Genomic DNA, 18,351 nt, shown 5'->3' with positions numbered 1-18,351 from the left:
ACGGCGCTTCGCGCCGCCACTCACTTCTTGGGTTTTAGTTTTGGTATAAACCTGTGATCGCTGTTTGGACAGGATAGCCGAGATGCTTCCAAGCGGCGGCTGTGGCTACGCGACCCCGTGGGGTGCGATTGATATAGCCAATTTGGAGCAAATATGGCTCATATACTTCTTCGATAGTGTGGGCATCTTCACCCGTAGCTGCCGCCAAGGTATCTAGCCCCGCAGGACCCCCATTAAAATTTTCGATTAAAACCGTAAGCAGTTTGCGATCAATCCAATCTAGCCCTTTCGGATCTACATTAAATAACTCAAGGGCTGACTCCGCGATCGCCCCAGTAATTTGCTCTCCCTTCGCCTTAACTTCAGCATAATCGCGTACTCTTTTTAAGAGGCGATTGGCGATACGGGGCGTACCCCTAGAACGGGTAGCGATCGCCTCAGCACCAGCGTCATCGATAGGCGTGCTGAGAATCTTCGCACTACGGGACACAATTTGCGTGAGTTCATCCTGTTCATAGAAACGGAAATGCTGCACAAAGCCAAAGCGATCGCGTAACGGTGAAGATAAGGAACCAATTCGGGTCGTCGCCCCAATCAAGGTGAACTTATTTAACTGAACACTCCGAATTCTGGCTCCCTGTCCCTTACCAATTGTGATATCAAGGCGATAGTCCTCCATCGCAGGATAAAGAATCTCTTCCGTCACATTGGGCAAGCGATGGATTTCATCAATAAAGAGAATATCTCCCTGTTGGAGAGAAACTAATAATCCCGCCACATCGCGAGGACGCTCAAGGGCAGGAGCGGAGGTGATTTTGCATTGCACTCCCATTTCCTGAGCAATGATCAGGGCGAGGGAGGTTTTGCCTAAGCCGGGGGGACCATAGAGCAGGAGATGATCTAAGGCGGATGATCGGGATTTTGCGGCAGCGATCGCAATATGCAGCAGTTCTTTTAAATCCTTCTGTCCGATGTAATCTTCCAGATTTTTAGGACGAATGTTAATATCCACATTCGTAGTCACAGCTTCATTTTTAGCAAGCTGATCGGCTAATTTCTCCTCTGGAGTTGCTTCTGCTTGCAATAAATCTAAGGCTTGCTGAAGTTCAGGAGAAGTATCTTTTTTTGTATTGCGGCGCGTTGTTTTTTGAGTTGATTTTTGAGTTGTTTTTTGATTAGTTACCTTTGGCGCATCCTCTTGAGAATTTTCTGGCAATTTCCTTTGAGAATTTGAGTCCTCAGATTTATCATCTTGGATCTGTGAAGGATTTTGCGGATTTGGTTTAGAGGAGATGATTGCCATACGCCTTTGGTTGCTCAAATTTATAGATATCTTCGATCAATTGCGCCCAACTATCAACTAAAGATTCCAGAATTTTTTCTCCCTTTTCCTTAGTTGCCGCTTTAGCGTCGCCTAAAACTCCACTACGGCTTAAATCCCTAGTTACCCATGCAAAGGGATTGGCCCCTTCCATACTCAGCATACTATGTTGGGGCAAGCCATAGGGATATTCCGTCACAGCCTTAGTCATATCGACCTGAGCAGGCAAAAGAGCCAACATTAAACTTGTCTCCCCATCGCCGCCATGAATTCCCAATTCTAATTCCTTTGCAGTTAATAGCTGTTTCGCCACATTGGGAACACGCCATGTAAAGAGAGGAAAAATCATCAAATCAGGATACTTCTCATGGAGATCGCGAGCGACTATTTCTAAAATTTGCGGCTGTCCGCCGTGAGAATTCATGAAAGCAAGTTTCCGAAAACCCGCCCGATAAATACTTTCCGCGATATCGCTTAAAACTGCGATCATCGTTTGACTACTCATCGTAATCGTACCTGCAAAGGTACTATGCTCATTGGATTTGCCATAATACAAAGGAGGCAAGGCATAGGCGGGAATATGAGGATCTAGTTTTTCTAGGGTTTTTGCCAAAACTCCGATACTAATTGCGGCATCCACAATTAGAGGGAGATGGGCGCCATGCTGCTCGATCGCGCCCATCGGCTGAATAATTACCACATTCTCTTTGTTAGACATTGAGGCGATCGCTGGCGATGTCAAATAAGCAAAATAGCGATCGGCTGGAAAATAGTTCATGATTTTAGGAATTAAGGGCTAAGCATTTTTCCTTTGGCTCTAGGGCAAAATGAAAAATACTAGAGACAAGAAGAAGCTACGGGATCTACTAATAAACCTGAGAGAATGTTATGTAACATTTCTGTTTGTTCTAACATTCCTAAATGTCCACAATTAGGAAGCTCAAAAACATTTTCGCCATAGCCATTAAAGGATGGATGGAAGCTTGCGAGATGGCGCACATACTTAGGTTCCATAATTGTGTCATTGGCTCCCGCCACAAAATAAACGGGTTGTCTGAGCTGCGAGACAATTTGAGGTAATCGATGTACTTCTTCTTCGCTCGTAGAATCTAACAAAGTACCTCGCGCCGCCGCATACTTAGCCGAAACAAAATCAATTACTCTCTGCTTTCCCCAACTCGAATCTAATGGTTTCTGGACGCTATCTTGGGCAAATTGTCGATGAATGAATGAAAGATTTTGGAGCCATTGAGGACGCAACTTAAGGAGGATTTTACCTGCGGTACGAAACTTTTCAAATTCTTCTTTAATATAAATTCCGCCACCCGCATTCAAGCAGACTACGCCCAAAACCCGATCGCCTAACAAATTTGCTGCCCATAAAGCGATCGCGCCGCCTAACGAATGCCCCACTAGCCAAACCCGATCAATCCCCAAATGGTCAAGCAGTAATTCGAGATCTTTGGCATAGCTCACTAGCGAATAGTCATGGCGATCGCCTAGTTGTGATCTTCCAAAACCCCGCAAGTCATAGGATAAACAAGGAAAATCTGACTGCAATTGCGAAATCAAGGGTTGCCAATAGGCTTGGCTGAGCATCCAACCATGCAAAAAGGCGATCGTAAAGGGAGATTTATGCCCTGATGGAGATGGGGATGTAAGTCTGTAGCTGTGTTTCGCTCCTTGAATGATGACGCTAGACATATAGAAAAAAGCCTATGGTTAGAGACAAAATGCGATCGCTAAATCGATCATATCGCAAGACAAGAAGCTAGCTCAGCCAACTTTTAATAAAAAAGTAGATGGTCATCGCCGTACCAACGCCTATTACAAAGCGGCGTACAAAAATTGGAGCAATTTTTTGAGCATAGTAGGCACTGATATAACCACCAATAGAAGCGCCGATCGCCGCAATGAGTCCCTCTTGCCATAGAATTGCCCCCGCAATTACAAAGGGAATCACAGTCACCGCGTTGATACAACTAGTCAGCATCACCTTATAAGCATTCATGCGATTAATATTGGTCATCCCCATCAGCGCAAAGGAAGCTAGGAATAAAATCCCCATTCCCCCACCAAAAAAGCCACCATAGATCGCCACAATCAATTGCAAAATGGTGACAAAGACCGAGCGCCATAATTTTAGATTCGCAAATTGGGATTGTTTCTGTTCAACCCATCCCGTTAGCTTTTTACTAAAGGCAAACGCAAGGGTCGCCGTTAACAATAGGTAGGGTAAAATCCTCAAAAAAACTTCAGGGGGAGTCCTTAAGAGTAAAATTGCGCCGATTAAGCCGCCGATCGCTCCCAAAATGCATACTTTGACTAAGGCGCGTTTGTCCTGAGCAAATTCATGGCGATAGGCTCCTGCACTAGCTAATGTCCCCGGTAATAAGGCGATCGAGTTCGTTGCATTCGCAGGTATAGGCGGAATGCCCACAAACATTAAAGCGGGAAACAAAATAAAACTTCCACCCCCTGCAATTCCATTTAGTCCACCCGCTAACATGGCTGCCACAAAAATTAATAAGTATTGTAGATCCATGAAATGTATGTTTGTATGTAGAAATGAAAAACGTTTAATTTATTAAATCCAAATTTAAATTTTGGATCTACTGATTATAGTGACTGCAAAATCCATCCAAATAAATCAGGAAATACAAAATATGATTCAGGCGTTTAGAAGATACCAGAAATTTTTATTTGGCTTAGTCCTTGGCCTTACTATCTGCCTACTTGCGATAAATTCTAATGCACCCGCCCAATCTCATAACCTTTCATCGGCAATTATTAATTCGCAGATTGCTACTTCTACTACTTTAGCAACCTATCAACAGCAAGCGGAGGCTGAACTAATTGCTCAAAATAATTTGATTAGCCAAAGCACCAGTTTCACGAGATTTGCAGCAATCTTGTCGGGCGATGAAGTTTATCCTAACCCAGTCTCAACAACAGCCGCAGGAGTAGTGGGGGCGGCGCTTCGTGGCAATCGGCTCATTGTGCGTGGTGGTTTTTATAACCTAAGCAGTCCTTTGCGCGACTATGCCACTGATCCTTTAGACCCTCCCAATCCGAAGATCACTTCTGGAGTACATATTCATCGAGGTGCAGCAAATGCCAATGGACCTTTCCAGTATGCTTTGGAAGTAAAAGTAAATCCTGATAATGTAAGCGGTAATGTGAAGGGCGAATATACTCTGACCGATGAGCAGCTTCAAGCTCTCAATAGTGGCGGTCTATATGTGGATATCCATACCAAGTCTAATCGTGCAGGTGAATTGCGCGGTATTTTAAAAGTACAAACATAACCAAAAAGTACTTCATTGGGTTTTCCAAAACTAAAAATGGCGCAGACATTTTTAGTTTTGGTATTAAACCAAAACCAAGAAAGCCACAAAGCCAGAAAACTGGTGGAAGCATTACTTAGTAACGCTTCCACCAGTTTTCTGGCTTTGTGGTTACTGTAGGAGGTAATGTTTTACCATGGACAAAACAATATCTGTCTAACTCTGCCGAAAGGTAGGATCGCTCATTTTTGCCTTAATATTATTCATGTAAGCAATTATTGTGGTCTTAGTGTGTCTAAGCTGCGTTGTATCTAGCGTTTATCTTGCATTTATTTTGAGTTAATTCAAGTGCGTTTAGGATTTAGAGCGTAGCCGCAAACCTTCCGCTATAGGCACTGGTACATTTTTTAATCGTTATGCCCAAAGTTCTCGTTTCTGACCCCATCGATCAAGTCGGTATCGATATCCTCTCTCAAGTCGCCACCGTTGACGTAAAAACAACTCTCAGCCCTGAAGAGCTAATCCAAGTTCTCCCTGAATATGATGCAATTATGATCCGCTCTGGTACAAAGCTTACCAAGGAGGCGATCGAAGCTGGCAAAAACCTCAAAATCATCGGTCGTGCTGGTGTTGGGGTCGATAACGTAGATGTTCCCACCGCAACCCGTATGGGCATTGTGGTAGTTAACTCTCCTGAAGGTAACACCATCGCGGCTGCCGAGCATACCCTCGCCATGATGATGTCTTTGTCTCGCTTTATTCCTGCTGCCAATGCATCCCTCAAAGGTGGTAAGTGGGATCGCAAGAGCTTTACTGGCGTTGAAGTTTACAAGAAAACCCTTGGTATTCTTGGCTTAGGTAAGATTGGTTCTCACGTTGCTACGGTGGCAAAATCCTTAGGAATGCGTATCCTTGCCTACGATCCATTCTTGACTGCCGAACGTGCTGAAAAATTAGGCGTACATCTAGTTGAACTAGAAATTTTGCTGCGTGAAGCTGATTACATCACTTTACACTTGCCTAAAACTAAAGAAACCGCCCATCTGATTAATGCCGATCGCATTGCGATCATGAAAGATGGCGTGAGAATCATCAACTGCGCTAGAGGCGGGATCATTGATGAAGTAGCGATCGCGGAAGCAATTAAGAGTGGGAAGATCGCAGGAATCGCCCTAGATGTATTTGAAAACGAACCCCTTGAAGCGGATTCTGGTTTGCGTGAGCTAGGCGCAAATGTAATCTTGACTCCACACCTTGGCGCGTCCACTGAAGAAGCTCAAACCAATGTAGCCGTTGACGTTGCTGAGCAAATTCGTGATGTCTTGCTTGGCTTACCAGCGCGATCGGCGGTTAATATTCCCGGCTTGCGTCCTGATGTATGGCAAAAACTCAAGCCATACCTCCAACTTGCCGAAATGTTGGGCAACTTGGTCGGACAATTGGCAGGTGGTCGTGTCGATAACCTCAATGTCAAACTCCAAGGTGAAATCGCCAATAGCGAAAGTCAGCCTATTGTCGTCGCCGCCCTCAAAGGATTGCTATCTCCTGCCCTGCGTGAGCGCGTTAACTTTGTTAATGCCAGCATCGAGGCGAAAGAACGCGGTATTCATGTTACTGAAACTCGCGATCCTTCCGTGGAAGATTACAGTGGCTCGATCCATTTGACTGCTCATGGTAGTCAAGGAGAACAGTCCGTCACAGGCGCATTGCTTGGTAAGTCAGAAATTCGGATCACCAGTATCAATGAGTTTCCGATCAACGTTGCGCCAACCCATTACATGTTGCTGACCCTCCACCGTGATATGCCTGGAATCATCGGTCGGATCGGTTCTTTGCTTGGTAACTTCAATGTCAACATTGCCAGTATGCAAGTCGGTCGTCGCATGGTGCGCGGGGAAGCAGTCATGGTCTTGAATATTGATGATCCCTTACCTAGCGGACTGCTCGATGAAATCGTGCATATCCAAGGCGTAACTGATGCCTTTGTAGTCAAGCTATAATCCAACTCAAAAATTGTGATGTTTGATACTAACGTCCAGCAATGCTAAGTAGCTAGCCGCAATTAAATATAAAATTTTAAAACCTGTGGTGTACGCGCATCACAGGTTTTAAAATTTTATGTCAATTTACGAAAGTGTGACAACACTGGTGTTGTCACACTTTTTTAAGATATGTAGCTCTCTTCAACTGTAATAACAGTTAAAGTTAGGGTTTAAGTAGTAAAGAGAAGTTTTTGATAGAGAGGCAAAGCGGCATTATCAAAAACTTCTTTGGGTTTTCATGCGAAGTAAAATAACGTAAAACGAAATATAAGTTTTTTCTTTTCTAAAAGATCATATATTTATTAAAAATGCTTGTTTTTATGTTTTAATAATTAAAAAATAGTGATGATTAACTTGACTATCACTATAATTTTTGTTTTAACTATCGATAAAAATACTTACTACATTAATCTTGTAAATATCTTGGCTTTATTTTTTAGCAACCTTTATAGATGTGAACTTAAATAATAATTGTTTATAAAATTTTAGCTATCAATTCTACAAGACTATATAGCCATCCTAAATTAATTGTGAAAAGCTAAAGCTCACAAAAAGTAGCTTTCGTTTCCTTTTCTCTTCTATCAAATGCTTTAAGATTGCTGTATAAGGATTACTGATAACAAAAACTATTAACCAAAGTTAAGTATCGTGATGAGATTTAAGGCTAAAAGATTAATTTCATTTCTATTATTGTCTCTATTCGGGTTAGCAATATTTTGCAACTTACCAATTGTTTCTCAAACTACAACAGCAATTAGCGAGCCGTGTTCGATACCAAATACTATAAAAGATAATGCTGGAAAGCCAGATATTCCTGTTATATTTAGCTTGTCCAGTGTGAATAATTATCATGATAATGAAGAAGTCATAACAAAGGACAAAAAAAAGAGAAACAAAGCAGTCATGCTAGGGGATAAAATAGTATTAGGTTTAAAAATCGACAAAATAGATGTTTCTCCAAAAGGAAATAGTAATTCTAAATCTACTTCCGAACTATTAATTGATGCTGAAACAGCAAATAAAATAACTAGTCAACTTGTTTTACAAATTGACGGGTATTCGTTAAAAAATAATCAGGGGGTTTTTATAGAACCTAAGAAGTTATTATTTCAGCTTGATTATAATGAAGATTCCAAAAATGTATGGAAAAACCTTCTTGGTCCGATTTGGAAAGCTCAAAGAGAAGCTTCAGTTACTTTAGGATGCCCTCAAGGTTTACCAAGAGTCGATAAATCCAACAAAGAAGTAGATAACAAAATCATTATTCAGATTGTTAACTCTCGAATGTTGATGATGATTTTGCCAATCATAACGTTGATTGGAGTTTTATTTTTTCGAGCATTTCATGATAATCTTCGTGGCTCTGGGATTACACGTAATAGGGTATTTAGTCTTGGAAGATTTCAGCTAGCTTGGTGGTTTTATATAATAGTAATTACATGGATATTGCTATTCACTACTACGGGTAGTTTTAATGATCTGATACCTGCACAGTGTTTGATTCTATTGGGTATTAGTACTTCTACAGCAATTGGTGGTAGTGTTATAGATTCTAGTAATGATAGACAACTAGACGAAACCGATAAATTAAAACTAAAGAAACTGGATGAAGCTTACCAATACATTACCAATAAATCAAATCAAAAGAAACTGTTAGAAAAAGCTTACCAAAACATTGAGGGTGAAAAATTTAAAGAACTTAGCCAGCTTCGTATAAATAATGAAGAATTTCAATTTATTATAGACATCTGTAAAGATCCTAAAGTTCCTAAACTCGAAAACATCGAAGAAGCTAAGAAATCAATTTGTAAAGAGATGAATAAGCTTGAACCGCAATCAAATAACTTTTTTGCAGATATACTTACAAATCCTAGTGGCGAAATAAACCTTCATCGCTATCAAATCTTTATTTGGTCTGTGGTTCTTGGATTAGTGTTTATATATAGTGTACTAACTACATTAAAAATGCCTGAATTTGACGTAAATCTATTGACTTTACAAGGTATTAGTTCTGGCACTTTCCTTGCTCTTAAATCTCAAGAAATTCCTGTCAATAAAGACTCTCAACAAAAAGATTCTCAAGAAATTTCTTCGAGGAAAAATGAAAATATTAAGCCAATGTCTCCCAATGCTCCTCCGACTGATACATAAATCTCTAGTTAAGTTTAATATTTAAAAAAGCAATTATAGAGACAACAAATTGTTGAATGTGAAATCAAGCTACAATAGTCTCAATTTAGCAGTTATAAATTATGTCAACTTCAAAACCATATACTTCTTCAGAAAAATATCGCCAAATGTTGGTACGTGATGGCGATCGCCGTTTTCAAGACTGGCATAATCGCTTTCTGAGTTACCAACAGGCTTATCTCGAAGACATGAGCAAGCGCAAAAAATAAACAAAAGGCTCGCTTAGCGAGCCTTTTGTTTGGGAAGATTAATTATGAACTTTTGGGAATGGTACGATCGCCAACTTTTAGCCACAAAGCAGCATGACGTACCCAAATATGAATTAGAGTGGCTAGTCTTACGTTTAACTTGTTTAGATAAGTTAGACCTAAGATTGCGATCACCAAGTGTCAGCGAAAAAATTACGCCTGAATTATTAACTAAACTCGATCAACTCTGGCAACAAAGATTAAGCGATCGCCTGCCTGTGCAATATTTAGCAGGATCATTAATGTGGCGCGATCTAGATTTACAAGTTACTCCTGCCGTTTTAATCCCCCGTCCTGAAACGGAATTAATTATTGATATTATTGCCGAGCATTGCCAAGACGCGATTTATCAAAATGGGATCTGGGTGGATTTAGGAACGGGTAGCGGTGCGATCGCGATCGCCTTAGCTCAGCATTTTCTAAAAGCAGAAATTCATGCTATTGATTACAGTAAAGATGCGTTAGAAATTGCTACGTTAAATGCAAACAATAACAACCAGAAAATACAATTTCATCATGGTAGTTGGTTTGAGCCATTAGCGAAATTAAATCTGCAAAATAAACTAGCAGGAATTGTTTCTAATCCTCCCTATATTCCGAGCGATGAAGTTTTAAATTTACAGCCAGAAGTGACTAATCATGAGCCACACTCGGCACTTGATGGCGGCAGAGATGGGCTTGATGATATTCGGGAGTTAGTAAATACTGCCCCAATATATTTAATTTCGGGTGGGTTTTGGATTATTGAGATGATGAAAGGTCAAGCGGAAATTGTGCGATCGCTATTAATAAAAAATGGCAGTTATACAAATATTCAAATCCATCAAGACTATGCAGGGATTAATAGATTTATATCTGCTCAAATCGCTTAATTATTTTCAAAAGAAAAAGCCTTGCATAGCAAGGCTTTTTCTTTTGAAAATTGAAGATTTAGCGGACTTGAAAATAAGCAACTTCAGATATTACGGGAATTTTATCGGGATATTTACCCCGCACACATTGAAATACTGAATAAAGAAAAGCCGCCGTAATCCCCAAAAAAGTCACACTAGCAATGATCTGCAATATAAATCCAAAAGCTTCACTCCTACCCAAAATCACTGCTAAAAGCTCGGTTACTGCCCCAACGAGAGCAATAATAATATCTAACAGTAAAGCCTGCATCGCATTAAAGCGAATAAAATGATTTACCTTGTAGCTTCTTACAACAAAAATAAACACACAAAACCAAGCAACAAAACGGATTGAGATAAAATCAATAATTGAAATTGACAAAATCTGATTTAGTTTAAAAATTGGTAGAAAAGCTAAAGCTAAAGGTGGAAACTGAAGAAACAAAAAAGTGCCAAATAGAACTACTGCGGTAATAGGTAAAAAGTAGGGCAAACTAGCATATAACCTATCTAAATAATCAACTGAACTACGTCTTGCCATAACTAATCTTGTTTTTTAGTTTAATTTAAGTAGGTGAGCGCAATTAAATATAAAAACTAAAAGCTGTGACATACGCTGTGTGTGTGGCACAGCTTTTGGATGTGTTTTTTTAATTATGCCTAGCTATTGATGATGTTTAGAAATTAGACAGCCCCATCATTCAAATAGTTAATTAACTTACAAATCACACTGAAATGATGCAGCTTGAGAGAGTGTAGGAATATCCGAATATTCTCCTTTAATACTTTGATAAACAGCATATCCCGCTAATAAGGTTGTACCGATAAAGATGGTATTTGCAAAGATTGAGCTAATTACTGAAGGCAACGCATTGCTGGATACCTGCTCTAGAACCTGAAAAAAAAGTTGAGCGATGAACAACACAATTTGCATCAGCAAAGCTTGCATGGCATTGAAGCGAATAAAGTGAGGCACGCGGGCATCCCTTACAACTAAGAAATATAACCCCATAAACAGAAAAAATTCACCAGTCAACCCCAACAAAGGGACTAAGGGAAAGGCTAAGACATTTCCATATAGCCACACAAAGGGAATAAAGGGGAAAATGAGCAAAGGAAACTGTTGAAATAAAACGGCTCCATAAATTACGCCAGCCGACATTGGCAATAAGTAAGGCAAGCAGCTATAAAAGCGGTGCAGAGGTGAAGCGGATTGCTGCCATGTCATAAAGGTTTCCTTAATTTCAGCGCGTTAATTGATCAAATATGGCTAGATCTTAGCTCAAATATAGCTGTGACCTCTCATGTTTGTTTTTGTCCTACTCCCTACGCACCGAAGAATTAGCTATGCGGCGCTTCGCGCCGCATAGCTAATTCTTCGGTTTTAATAGACTGTGAAGGAAGTATTATCCTTGTTTCCCAGTCATCGCTGAAGAAATAGTATGGCTAGTCTTGTTAGGACACAAGCAAGTGGCGACGCGAAGCGCCGCCACTTGCCTCTTGGGTTTTGGTTTGTCCTAATGCAAGTGACTACAGCCATAATTTGCCTTGCTTGATTTACACCTGCTATACCCTAGATAAATTCTCAAAAAGATTGTAGATTCAGTTTTTTCAGAATTTATCTGTAAGTAGCTAGGCATAATTAACTACAAATCAAAACCCGTAAAGTTGCATCCTGTAGGGGCGCAACTTTACGGGTTTTGGTAATTTATTTTGCACAAGCACTTATTTTTAAATAAGCATAAACCCTTGCGATCTAGTTAATTAATTGTCACATTCCTGAAGAACTTTTGGCGGATGCGATCGCTAGAAATAGTAGGCTAAACTACCTAAATCTTAATTTGAAACTTTATCAAACAAATAACTAATAGTGCTTTAAGTAGCTAGGCACACTTAAATATGAAATCTCAAAGCCTATGGCGCAAGTGGAGAGTGAGCCATAGGTTTTGAATCTCACTTTTAATTATGTCCAAATACTTAATCCTAATTGATTAAAGTTGTGATAACCTGACGAAATGATTGTGTGAGGATATAAGAGTGGTAAATTTGGCAAGGCGATCACGCAAACCAGCTACACAAAAAACAAATGACTACTTATATAGCAATCCTCTTTTATTTGGGCGATTAAATGATTTGAGAGAGTGCATTTCCAAGGAGCGTATTCTCTCAAATCATTTAGGATTGCGATATATCTTAAATTTAAAGCGCCTTGGACTAGCTCTGGGCTTATCAATAGCCACATTTACAGGCTATAACGTTAGCAGTCTCTCAGCCAATCCCATTCTCAGATCTAGCCTTAAAGAACTAGACTCTAAAACCAAACAATTGAATGGAAAAACGGATTTAACCACACAGGAAGTTTTGATTCCAGTCAAACAAATCCGAGTTGTTGGTAGCTCAATTTTGACAACAGCCGAAATATCTAAAATTACCGATCCTTACCTTAATAAGTCTTTAACTTTTAATCAATTACGGGAAATAGCGGATAAAGTCACCGAGTTTTATCAAGAGCGAAATTACATTACTTCTCGCGCCATCATTGAAGCACAAGATATTAAAGATGGCGTTGTCACCATCAAAGTCTTAGAAGGCTCTTTAGAACGGATTGACATTAAACGAGCAGGTGATGCCGAAGGTCGGCTCAATTATGACTATGTGAGGAGTCGTGCGTCTCTAGCGGCGAATATTCCTCTTAACTTCACCCGTTTAGAAGAAGAACTACAGCTTTTACGCTCAGATCCATTACTGTCAGATATCCGAGCCAATCTTACCGCAGGGTCAAACCCCGACCAAAGCGTATTACAAATTACTTTCTCTGAAGCCAAAACCTTTAATACCCGCCTGTTTACTGATAACTATGGCAACGTGTCCTCGGGCATATATCGCGCAGGAATTAGCGTGCAGGAGGCAAATTTAACAGGTATTGGTGACAGCGCATCGATTAGCTACCTCCGATCAGGTAGCTCTAACACCTACGGGATCGGCTATCAATACCCTCTAAACCCGACAGGCGGGACATTGAGTTTTAGTGCCTCGATTGGCGATAGTCGGGTGACTCAGCCTGAATTTGCCAGCTTAAACATCGCGACAGATTCTAAGGTGTATGAGTTGAGCTACCGTCAGCCGCTAATTCGCAATCCTCGAGAAGAGCTAGCTGTAGGAATTGGCATTTCCTTTGAAGATAGTGCTTCGTCTTTTGATGGAAAATCCTTTAACTTTCAGAATTTAGCGTTTGATGATGGGCGATCGCAAGCAAGAGTGTTAAAACTGAGTCAAGAATATGTCAATCGTGATACGTCAGGAGCTTGGGCGTTTCGGTCTAGCTTTAATGCTGGGCTAAATATTCTGGGAGCAACTATTCGGAATGACGGTTCCCCCGATGGCAGATTTTTATACTGGACTGGTCAAGCTTTACGTGTACAAAGGCTGGGCAACGATCGCGATACTCTGGCATTTTTTAGACTTAATATGCAGCTAACAGGCGATCGCTTATTGTCTCTCAATCGGTTCAGCGTGGGAGGTCCTCAGTCGGTACGTGGCTATCGTCAAAACCAAACTACGGGTGATAGTGGTATTCAAGGATCTATTGAGGTGCAACTTCCTATAGTCAGAAACGAAGATGGATTTCCGATTGTCAAATTACTTCCATTCGTTGAAGGTGGCACAATCTGGAATACCCGTACTACTAATCCCAGTCCCCAAACTTTATTTGGGTTAGGACTAGGAGCGCAGTATCAACCATTTCGTAATCTCATATTTCGCATTGACTATGGCATTCCCCTAGTCAATGCGAATAACTCTGGCTCAAATCTCCAAGATTCAGGACTATATTTTTCCATAAACGGTAATTTTTAAACTAAGGATAAAGGCGGCGCAGAGCAAAGCCCAAGCAGAGAATGGCGGCGCAATGCGCCGCCATTCTCTGCTTGGGCTTTGATTTTTGACGTTATACCAATTCCCAAAAGTGTTTTGGTATTGGCAATAGGGCAAGGCGAGTTATATGACTCACCTTGCCTGCATCACATTAATGCAAGAAATATTTACACTTTGTAAGCTCCAAGCTTAAGATATATAACGAAATGTAAACAAATCAATTTCAAATTATTGCATTTATTGCCCAAAATCAACCACTGCAATGGTTGTCTGGTATTAAATAGTGAATAGGTATAAATCTTTAATTGCTAAATGTTACGCTACGTAACATTTTTGGCAAGCCATAACCAAACGCAATATATAACCCCCAAAAAATCAGGACAGTAATTTAAGGAGACTGCATGTTCACTTCTGTGCCACCGATCGCAACATTATCTGGTAGACGTATCATTCCCGAAAATCTACAGGGTCGGGTCTTAATGAAGTTGGTCTATGTAGTGCTTGAACCTCAATATCAGAGCGCTATGTCGGCGGCTGTAAAGTCAATTAATAAGAACAACCCTAACCTAGCGATCGAGGTAAGTGGTTATTTAATCGAAGAATTGCGTAGCCCTGAAAACTACGAAGCCTTCAAAGATGATGTCGCCGAAGCCGATATGTTTATTGCTTCGTTGATTTTTATCGATGATATGGCAACTAAGATTGCTCAAGCAGTGCAACCCCATCGCGATCGCCTATCCGCTTGCGTAGTATTTCCCTCCATGCCTGAAGTGATGCGCCTCAATAAGATGGGCAGCTTTAGTATGGAAAATCTAGGGCAGTCGAAAAGTGCGATCGCTCAGTTCATGCGGAAGCGCAAAGAGAAGTCAGGCAGTTCTTTCCAAGACAGTATGCTTAAGGTCGTGCAGACCCTGCCGAAGATTCTTAAATATATGCCAATGGATCGGGCGCAGGATGCTCGTAACTTCATGTTGAGCTTCCAGTATTGGCTGGGTGGTTCTACTGAGAATCTAGAAAACTTCCTGTTGATGTTGGCGCAAAACTATTTGCCTAGTGTTAAAGCGAGAGCGAAAGAAGATGGATCGGCTCCACTCCAAATTAAAGAGCCTGTCACTTATCTCGATATGGGGCTATGGCATCCTCTCGCGCCGAAAATGTTCGAGAGTACTGCCGATTATTTGAACTGGTACAACTCGCGTACCGATATTCCCGATGATATGAAAGATCCTCTCGCGCCCTGTGTGGGTCTGCTGATGGCGAGAACGCACTTAGTCACAGGCGATGACGCGCATTATGTGGCGATGGTACAGGAATTGGAATCTCTGGGGGCTAGAGTAATTTCCGTATTCAATGGGGGCTTAGATTTCTCGAAGGCTGTAGAAGAATATTTTTATGATCCTAAGCAAAAGGATCGGGCGATCGTCGATAGCGTTGTGTCACTGACTGGTTTTGCTCTGGTTGGGGGCCCTGCTAAGCAAGATCATCCTAAGGCGATCGAAGCTCTCGAAAAGTTGAATCGTCCCTACATGGTGGCTCTGCCCCTTGTCTTCCAAACCACTGAAGAATGGCAAGATAGTGATTTGGGTTTACATCCTGTGCAAGTAGCGCTACAAGTCGCCTTACCAGAACTCGATGGCGGACTTGATCCGATTGTGCTTTCGGGGCGTGATAGTGCAACTGGTCGTTCCCATGCTTTAGGCGATCGCTTAGAAACCATCGCCAACCGTGCGATCAAGTGGGCAAATCTCCGCCGCAAACCTCGCCATGAGAAGAAACTTGCAATCACGATTTTTAGCTTCCCTCCCGATAAAGGCAACATTGGAACCGCCGCTTATTTAGATGTATTCTCTTCCATTCATAAGGTAGTGGAAGCTCTTGGGAATAATGGTTACGACGTTCAAGGATTACCAAAGACATCCCACGACATGATGTCTGAAATTCTGCATAACCCTGAAGCCATGGTTGGCAGTCCTGAATTGAATGTTGCCTATAAGATGTCTGTTCCTGAGTATGAAGCCAATACGCCCTACGTCGATCGCATTATCGAGCAATGGGGAGCCGCCCCGGGGCATTTGAACTCCGATGGACAGAACTTGCTCATTTACGGTAAGCAGTACGGAAATATCTTCGTAGGTGTGCAACCCACCTTTGGTTATGAAGGCGACCCGATGCGCTTGCTATTTAGCAAATCCGCTTCCCCCCATCATGGCTTCGTGGCTTACTACACCTATCTCAACCATATCTGGGGCGCTGATGCCGTCCTCCACTTCGGAACTCACGGCTCAATGGAATTCATGCCAGGGAAGCAGGTGGGTATGTCTGGTGAATGTTTCCCTGACAGCCTGATTGGTGCGCTGCCAAACATCTATTACTACGCAGTTAATAATCCATCGGAAGCCACGATCGCTAAACGTCGCGGTTATGCCACAATAATCAGTTACATCACCCCTGCGCCTGAGAATGCTGGCTTGAGCCGTAACTTGCAAGAACTGAGCGAATTGATTGCGTCTTACAAAGATTTACGCCTCGGTGGTCGTGGTGTCCAAATCACCAACACAATTATGGACAAGGTGCGCTTAGTCAATCTAGATAAGGATGTCCAGCTTCCCGAACAAGATGCTAAGGAAATGTCTCTTGAAGAACGCGATAACGTCATCGGTCAAGTTTACAACAAGCTGATGGAAATCGAGTCCCGCGTTCTACCTTGTGGCTTACACGTTGTTGGCGAACCTCCTAAGGTCGAAGATGTTACGGATGTTTTAACTAGCATCGCCAGCTTTGATCGCCCCGAAGACAACATGAAGTCTCTTTTGAGAATTATGTGTGAAGCGATCGGACGCGATATCGAACAGCTTTACAAATCCAGCGACAAGGGTATTTACGCCGATGTGGAATTGTTGGCTGGTATTAGGGCGATCGCCAATAAAGCCGTAGGCGCATTGGTCAAAGCCAAAGCTGATGACGATGGCAGAGTTTCTAAACTCTCAGTTCTCAACTTTTTTAGAATGGGCAAAACTGAACCTTGGATTGAAGTCTTCCAAGAGAATGGCTATCCCAATATCAATAAAGATGACATCAAGCCTCTATTTGAGTTTCTAGAGTTCTGCCTCAAGCAAGTTGTCGCTGACAATGAACTTGGCGGATTGATCAAAGCTCTCGAAGGCGATTACATTACCCCTAGCCCCGGTGGTGACCCAATTCGTAATCCTTTGGTTCTGCCCACTGGCAAGAATATGCACGCTCTCGACCCTAACTCGATCCCTACGAGCGCCGCAGTCCAAGCTGCGAAAACCGTAGTCGATCGCCTCTTAGAGCGTCAACGTCAAGATAACAACGGAGTCTATCCTGAAACGATCGCAGTTGTCCTTTGGGGAACCGACAACATCAAGACCTACGGCGAATCCCTCGCTCAAGTTCTCTGCATGATTGGCGTGAAGCCCATGCCTGATGCTCTTGGACGCATCAACCGTTTGGAACTAACTCCCCTTGAAGAACTAGGTAGACCTCGCGTTGATGTGGTCGTCAACTGTTCAGGCGTATTCCGTGATTTGTTTGTGAACCAAATGGACTTGATCGATCGCGCCGTGAGAATGGCTGCCGATGCCGATGAGCCTTTGGAAATGAACTTTGTCCGTAAGCACGCGATCGCCCAAGCGGAAGAATTTGGTTTAACCATCAGTCAAGCCGCAACTCGCGTCTTCAGCAACTCATCGGGTTCCTATTCCTCTAACGTTAACCTTGCTGTGGAAAACAGCACATGGGAAAACGAAGAAGAATTGCAACAGATGTATCTATCGCGCAAGTCCTTCGCCTTTGGTGCGAACGTCAGCAATACACAACAGCGTCAGCTTTACGAAGCCTCACTGAAGACCGTTGACATGACCTTCCAAAACTTGGACTCGTCAGAAATCAGTCTCACCGATGTATCCCACTACTTCGACTCTGACCCCACCAAGCTCGTTGGCAGTCTCCGCAAAGATGGTAAAAAACCTGCCTCCTTTGTTGCTGACACCACGACAGCCAATGCTCAAGTCCGTACCCTGACTGAGACCGTCCGCCTCGACACCCGTACTAAGATTCTCAATCCTAAATGGTATGAGGGAATGCTCAAGAGTGGTTATGAAGGTGTGCGCGAAATCTCGAAGCGCCTTGTAAACACAATGGGTTGGTCGGCAACGGCTGGCGCAGTAGATAACTGGGTTTACGAAGATGTCAATGATGTCTATGTGAACGATAAAGAGATGTGCGATCGCCTCAAAAATCTCAACCCCAATTCGTTCCGTAAGATTGTTGGTACGCTTCTAGAAGTCAATGGTCGCGGCTATTGGGAAACCAGTGAAGAGAATCTGGATAGATTGCGTGAGCTATATCAAGAACTCGAAGACCGCATTGAAGGTGTCGAATAGTTTTTGATTTAGTAAAATTCAAAAGCAGGTGGGGTAATTAATTTACCTCACCTGTTGATTTTAGGCATTGCACAAATAAAAGATGAATGAG

At 42.1% G+C, this 18,351-nt stretch carries 13 protein-coding genes; 7 read left to right on the top strand and 6 right to left on the bottom strand.

The annotated features are described in order from the left end of the window. Nucleotides 1-34 precede the first annotated feature (34 nt). The 4 genes from ruvB to H6F42_RS13420 all read right to left on the bottom strand — a co-directional run bounded on the left by ruvB (nucleotide 35) and on the right by H6F42_RS13420 (nucleotide 3,866). Nucleotides 35-1,303: a Holliday junction branch migration DNA helicase RuvB gene (ruvB, locus tag H6F42_RS13435; RefSeq protein ID WP_190399879.1), complete on the bottom strand. Its 1,269-nt coding sequence runs from the start codon at nucleotides 1,301-1,303 to the stop codon at nucleotides 35-37. After that, entirely contained in the window at nucleotides 1,284-2,099 is an 816-nt protein-coding gene (locus tag H6F42_RS13430; RefSeq protein ID WP_190399878.1) for a creatininase family protein, read from the bottom strand. Before H6F42_RS13430 ends, ruvB begins: the two co-directional genes overlap by 20 nt. A gap of 59 nt (nucleotides 2,100-2,158) precedes the next feature. Continuing rightward, the gene (locus H6F42_RS13425) at nucleotides 2,159-3,025 is read right to left on the bottom strand and encodes an alpha/beta hydrolase (RefSeq protein WP_190399877.1); all 867 of its coding nucleotides are present in this window, start codon (nucleotides 3,023-3,025) and stop codon (nucleotides 2,159-2,161) included. A 67-nt stretch (nucleotides 3,026-3,092) separates the two neighbouring features. Continuing rightward, the gene (locus tag H6F42_RS13420; RefSeq protein WP_242018444.1) at nucleotides 3,093-3,866 is read right to left on the bottom strand and encodes a sulfite exporter TauE/SafE family protein; all 774 of its coding nucleotides are present in this window, start codon (nucleotides 3,864-3,866) and stop codon (nucleotides 3,093-3,095) included. 121 nt (nucleotides 3,867-3,987) lie between these two features. On the opposite strand from H6F42_RS13420, the gene H6F42_RS13415 reads away from it, so the two are divergent. The 5 genes from H6F42_RS13415 (at nucleotide 3,988) to prmC (ending at nucleotide 9,960) form a co-directional block, all read left to right on the top strand. Beyond that, on the top strand, nucleotides 3,988-4,629 hold the full coding sequence (locus H6F42_RS13415; RefSeq protein ID WP_190399876.1) for a CHRD domain-containing protein: 642 nt from the start codon (nucleotides 3,988-3,990) through the stop codon (nucleotides 4,627-4,629). A 395-nt stretch (nucleotides 4,630-5,024) separates the two neighbouring features. Then, on the top strand, nucleotides 5,025-6,608 hold the full coding sequence (gene serA, locus H6F42_RS13410; protein WP_190399875.1) for a phosphoglycerate dehydrogenase: 1,584 nt from the start codon (nucleotides 5,025-5,027) through the stop codon (nucleotides 6,606-6,608). A gap of 690 nt (nucleotides 6,609-7,298) precedes the next feature. After that, complete coding sequence (locus H6F42_RS13405) at nucleotides 7,299-8,801, top strand: hypothetical protein (protein ID WP_190399874.1); 1,503 nt, start codon at nucleotides 7,299-7,301, stop codon at nucleotides 8,799-8,801. Nucleotides 8,802-8,902: 101 nt separating this feature from the next. Next, nucleotides 8,903-9,049: a hypothetical protein gene (locus tag H6F42_RS13400; protein ID WP_190399873.1), complete on the top strand. Its 147-nt coding sequence runs from the start codon at nucleotides 8,903-8,905 to the stop codon at nucleotides 9,047-9,049. A gap of 44 nt (nucleotides 9,050-9,093) precedes the next feature. Beyond that, a complete protein-coding gene (gene prmC / locus H6F42_RS13395; protein ID WP_190399872.1) occupies nucleotides 9,094-9,960 on the top strand; it encodes a peptide chain release factor N(5)-glutamine methyltransferase in 867 nt (288 codons plus the stop codon). 58 nt (nucleotides 9,961-10,018) lie between these two features. Here the strand turns inward: prmC and H6F42_RS13390 are convergent, their stop codons facing one another. Next, the gene (locus H6F42_RS13390; protein ID WP_190399871.1) at nucleotides 10,019-10,522 is read right to left on the bottom strand and encodes a Tic20 family protein; all 504 of its coding nucleotides are present in this window, start codon (nucleotides 10,520-10,522) and stop codon (nucleotides 10,019-10,021) included. 177 nt (nucleotides 10,523-10,699) lie between these two features. Beyond that, complete coding sequence (locus H6F42_RS13385) at nucleotides 10,700-11,209, bottom strand: Tic20 family protein (protein WP_190399870.1); 510 nt, start codon at nucleotides 11,207-11,209, stop codon at nucleotides 10,700-10,702. Nucleotides 11,210-12,114: 905 nt separating this feature from the next. On the opposite strand from H6F42_RS13385, the gene H6F42_RS13380 reads away from it, so the two are divergent. After that, on the top strand, nucleotides 12,115-13,836 hold the full coding sequence (locus tag H6F42_RS13380) for a ShlB/FhaC/HecB family hemolysin secretion/activation protein (RefSeq protein WP_190399869.1): 1,722 nt from the start codon (nucleotides 12,115-12,117) through the stop codon (nucleotides 13,834-13,836). Nucleotides 13,837-14,255: 419 nt separating this feature from the next. Continuing rightward, the gene (locus tag H6F42_RS13375; RefSeq protein WP_190399868.1) at nucleotides 14,256-18,260 is read left to right on the top strand and encodes a magnesium chelatase subunit H; all 4,005 of its coding nucleotides are present in this window, start codon (nucleotides 14,256-14,258) and stop codon (nucleotides 18,258-18,260) included. Nucleotides 18,261-18,351 lie beyond the last annotated feature (91 nt).

The organism is Pseudanabaena sp. FACHB-1998, assembly GCF_014696355.1.
In the GTDB taxonomy this organism is placed as follows: domain Bacteria; phylum Cyanobacteriota; class Cyanobacteriia; order Pseudanabaenales; family Pseudanabaenaceae; genus Pseudanabaena.
The sequence above is the reverse complement of the archived record's forward strand: the minus strand, read 5'-3'. Positions and strand labels throughout refer to the sequence as shown.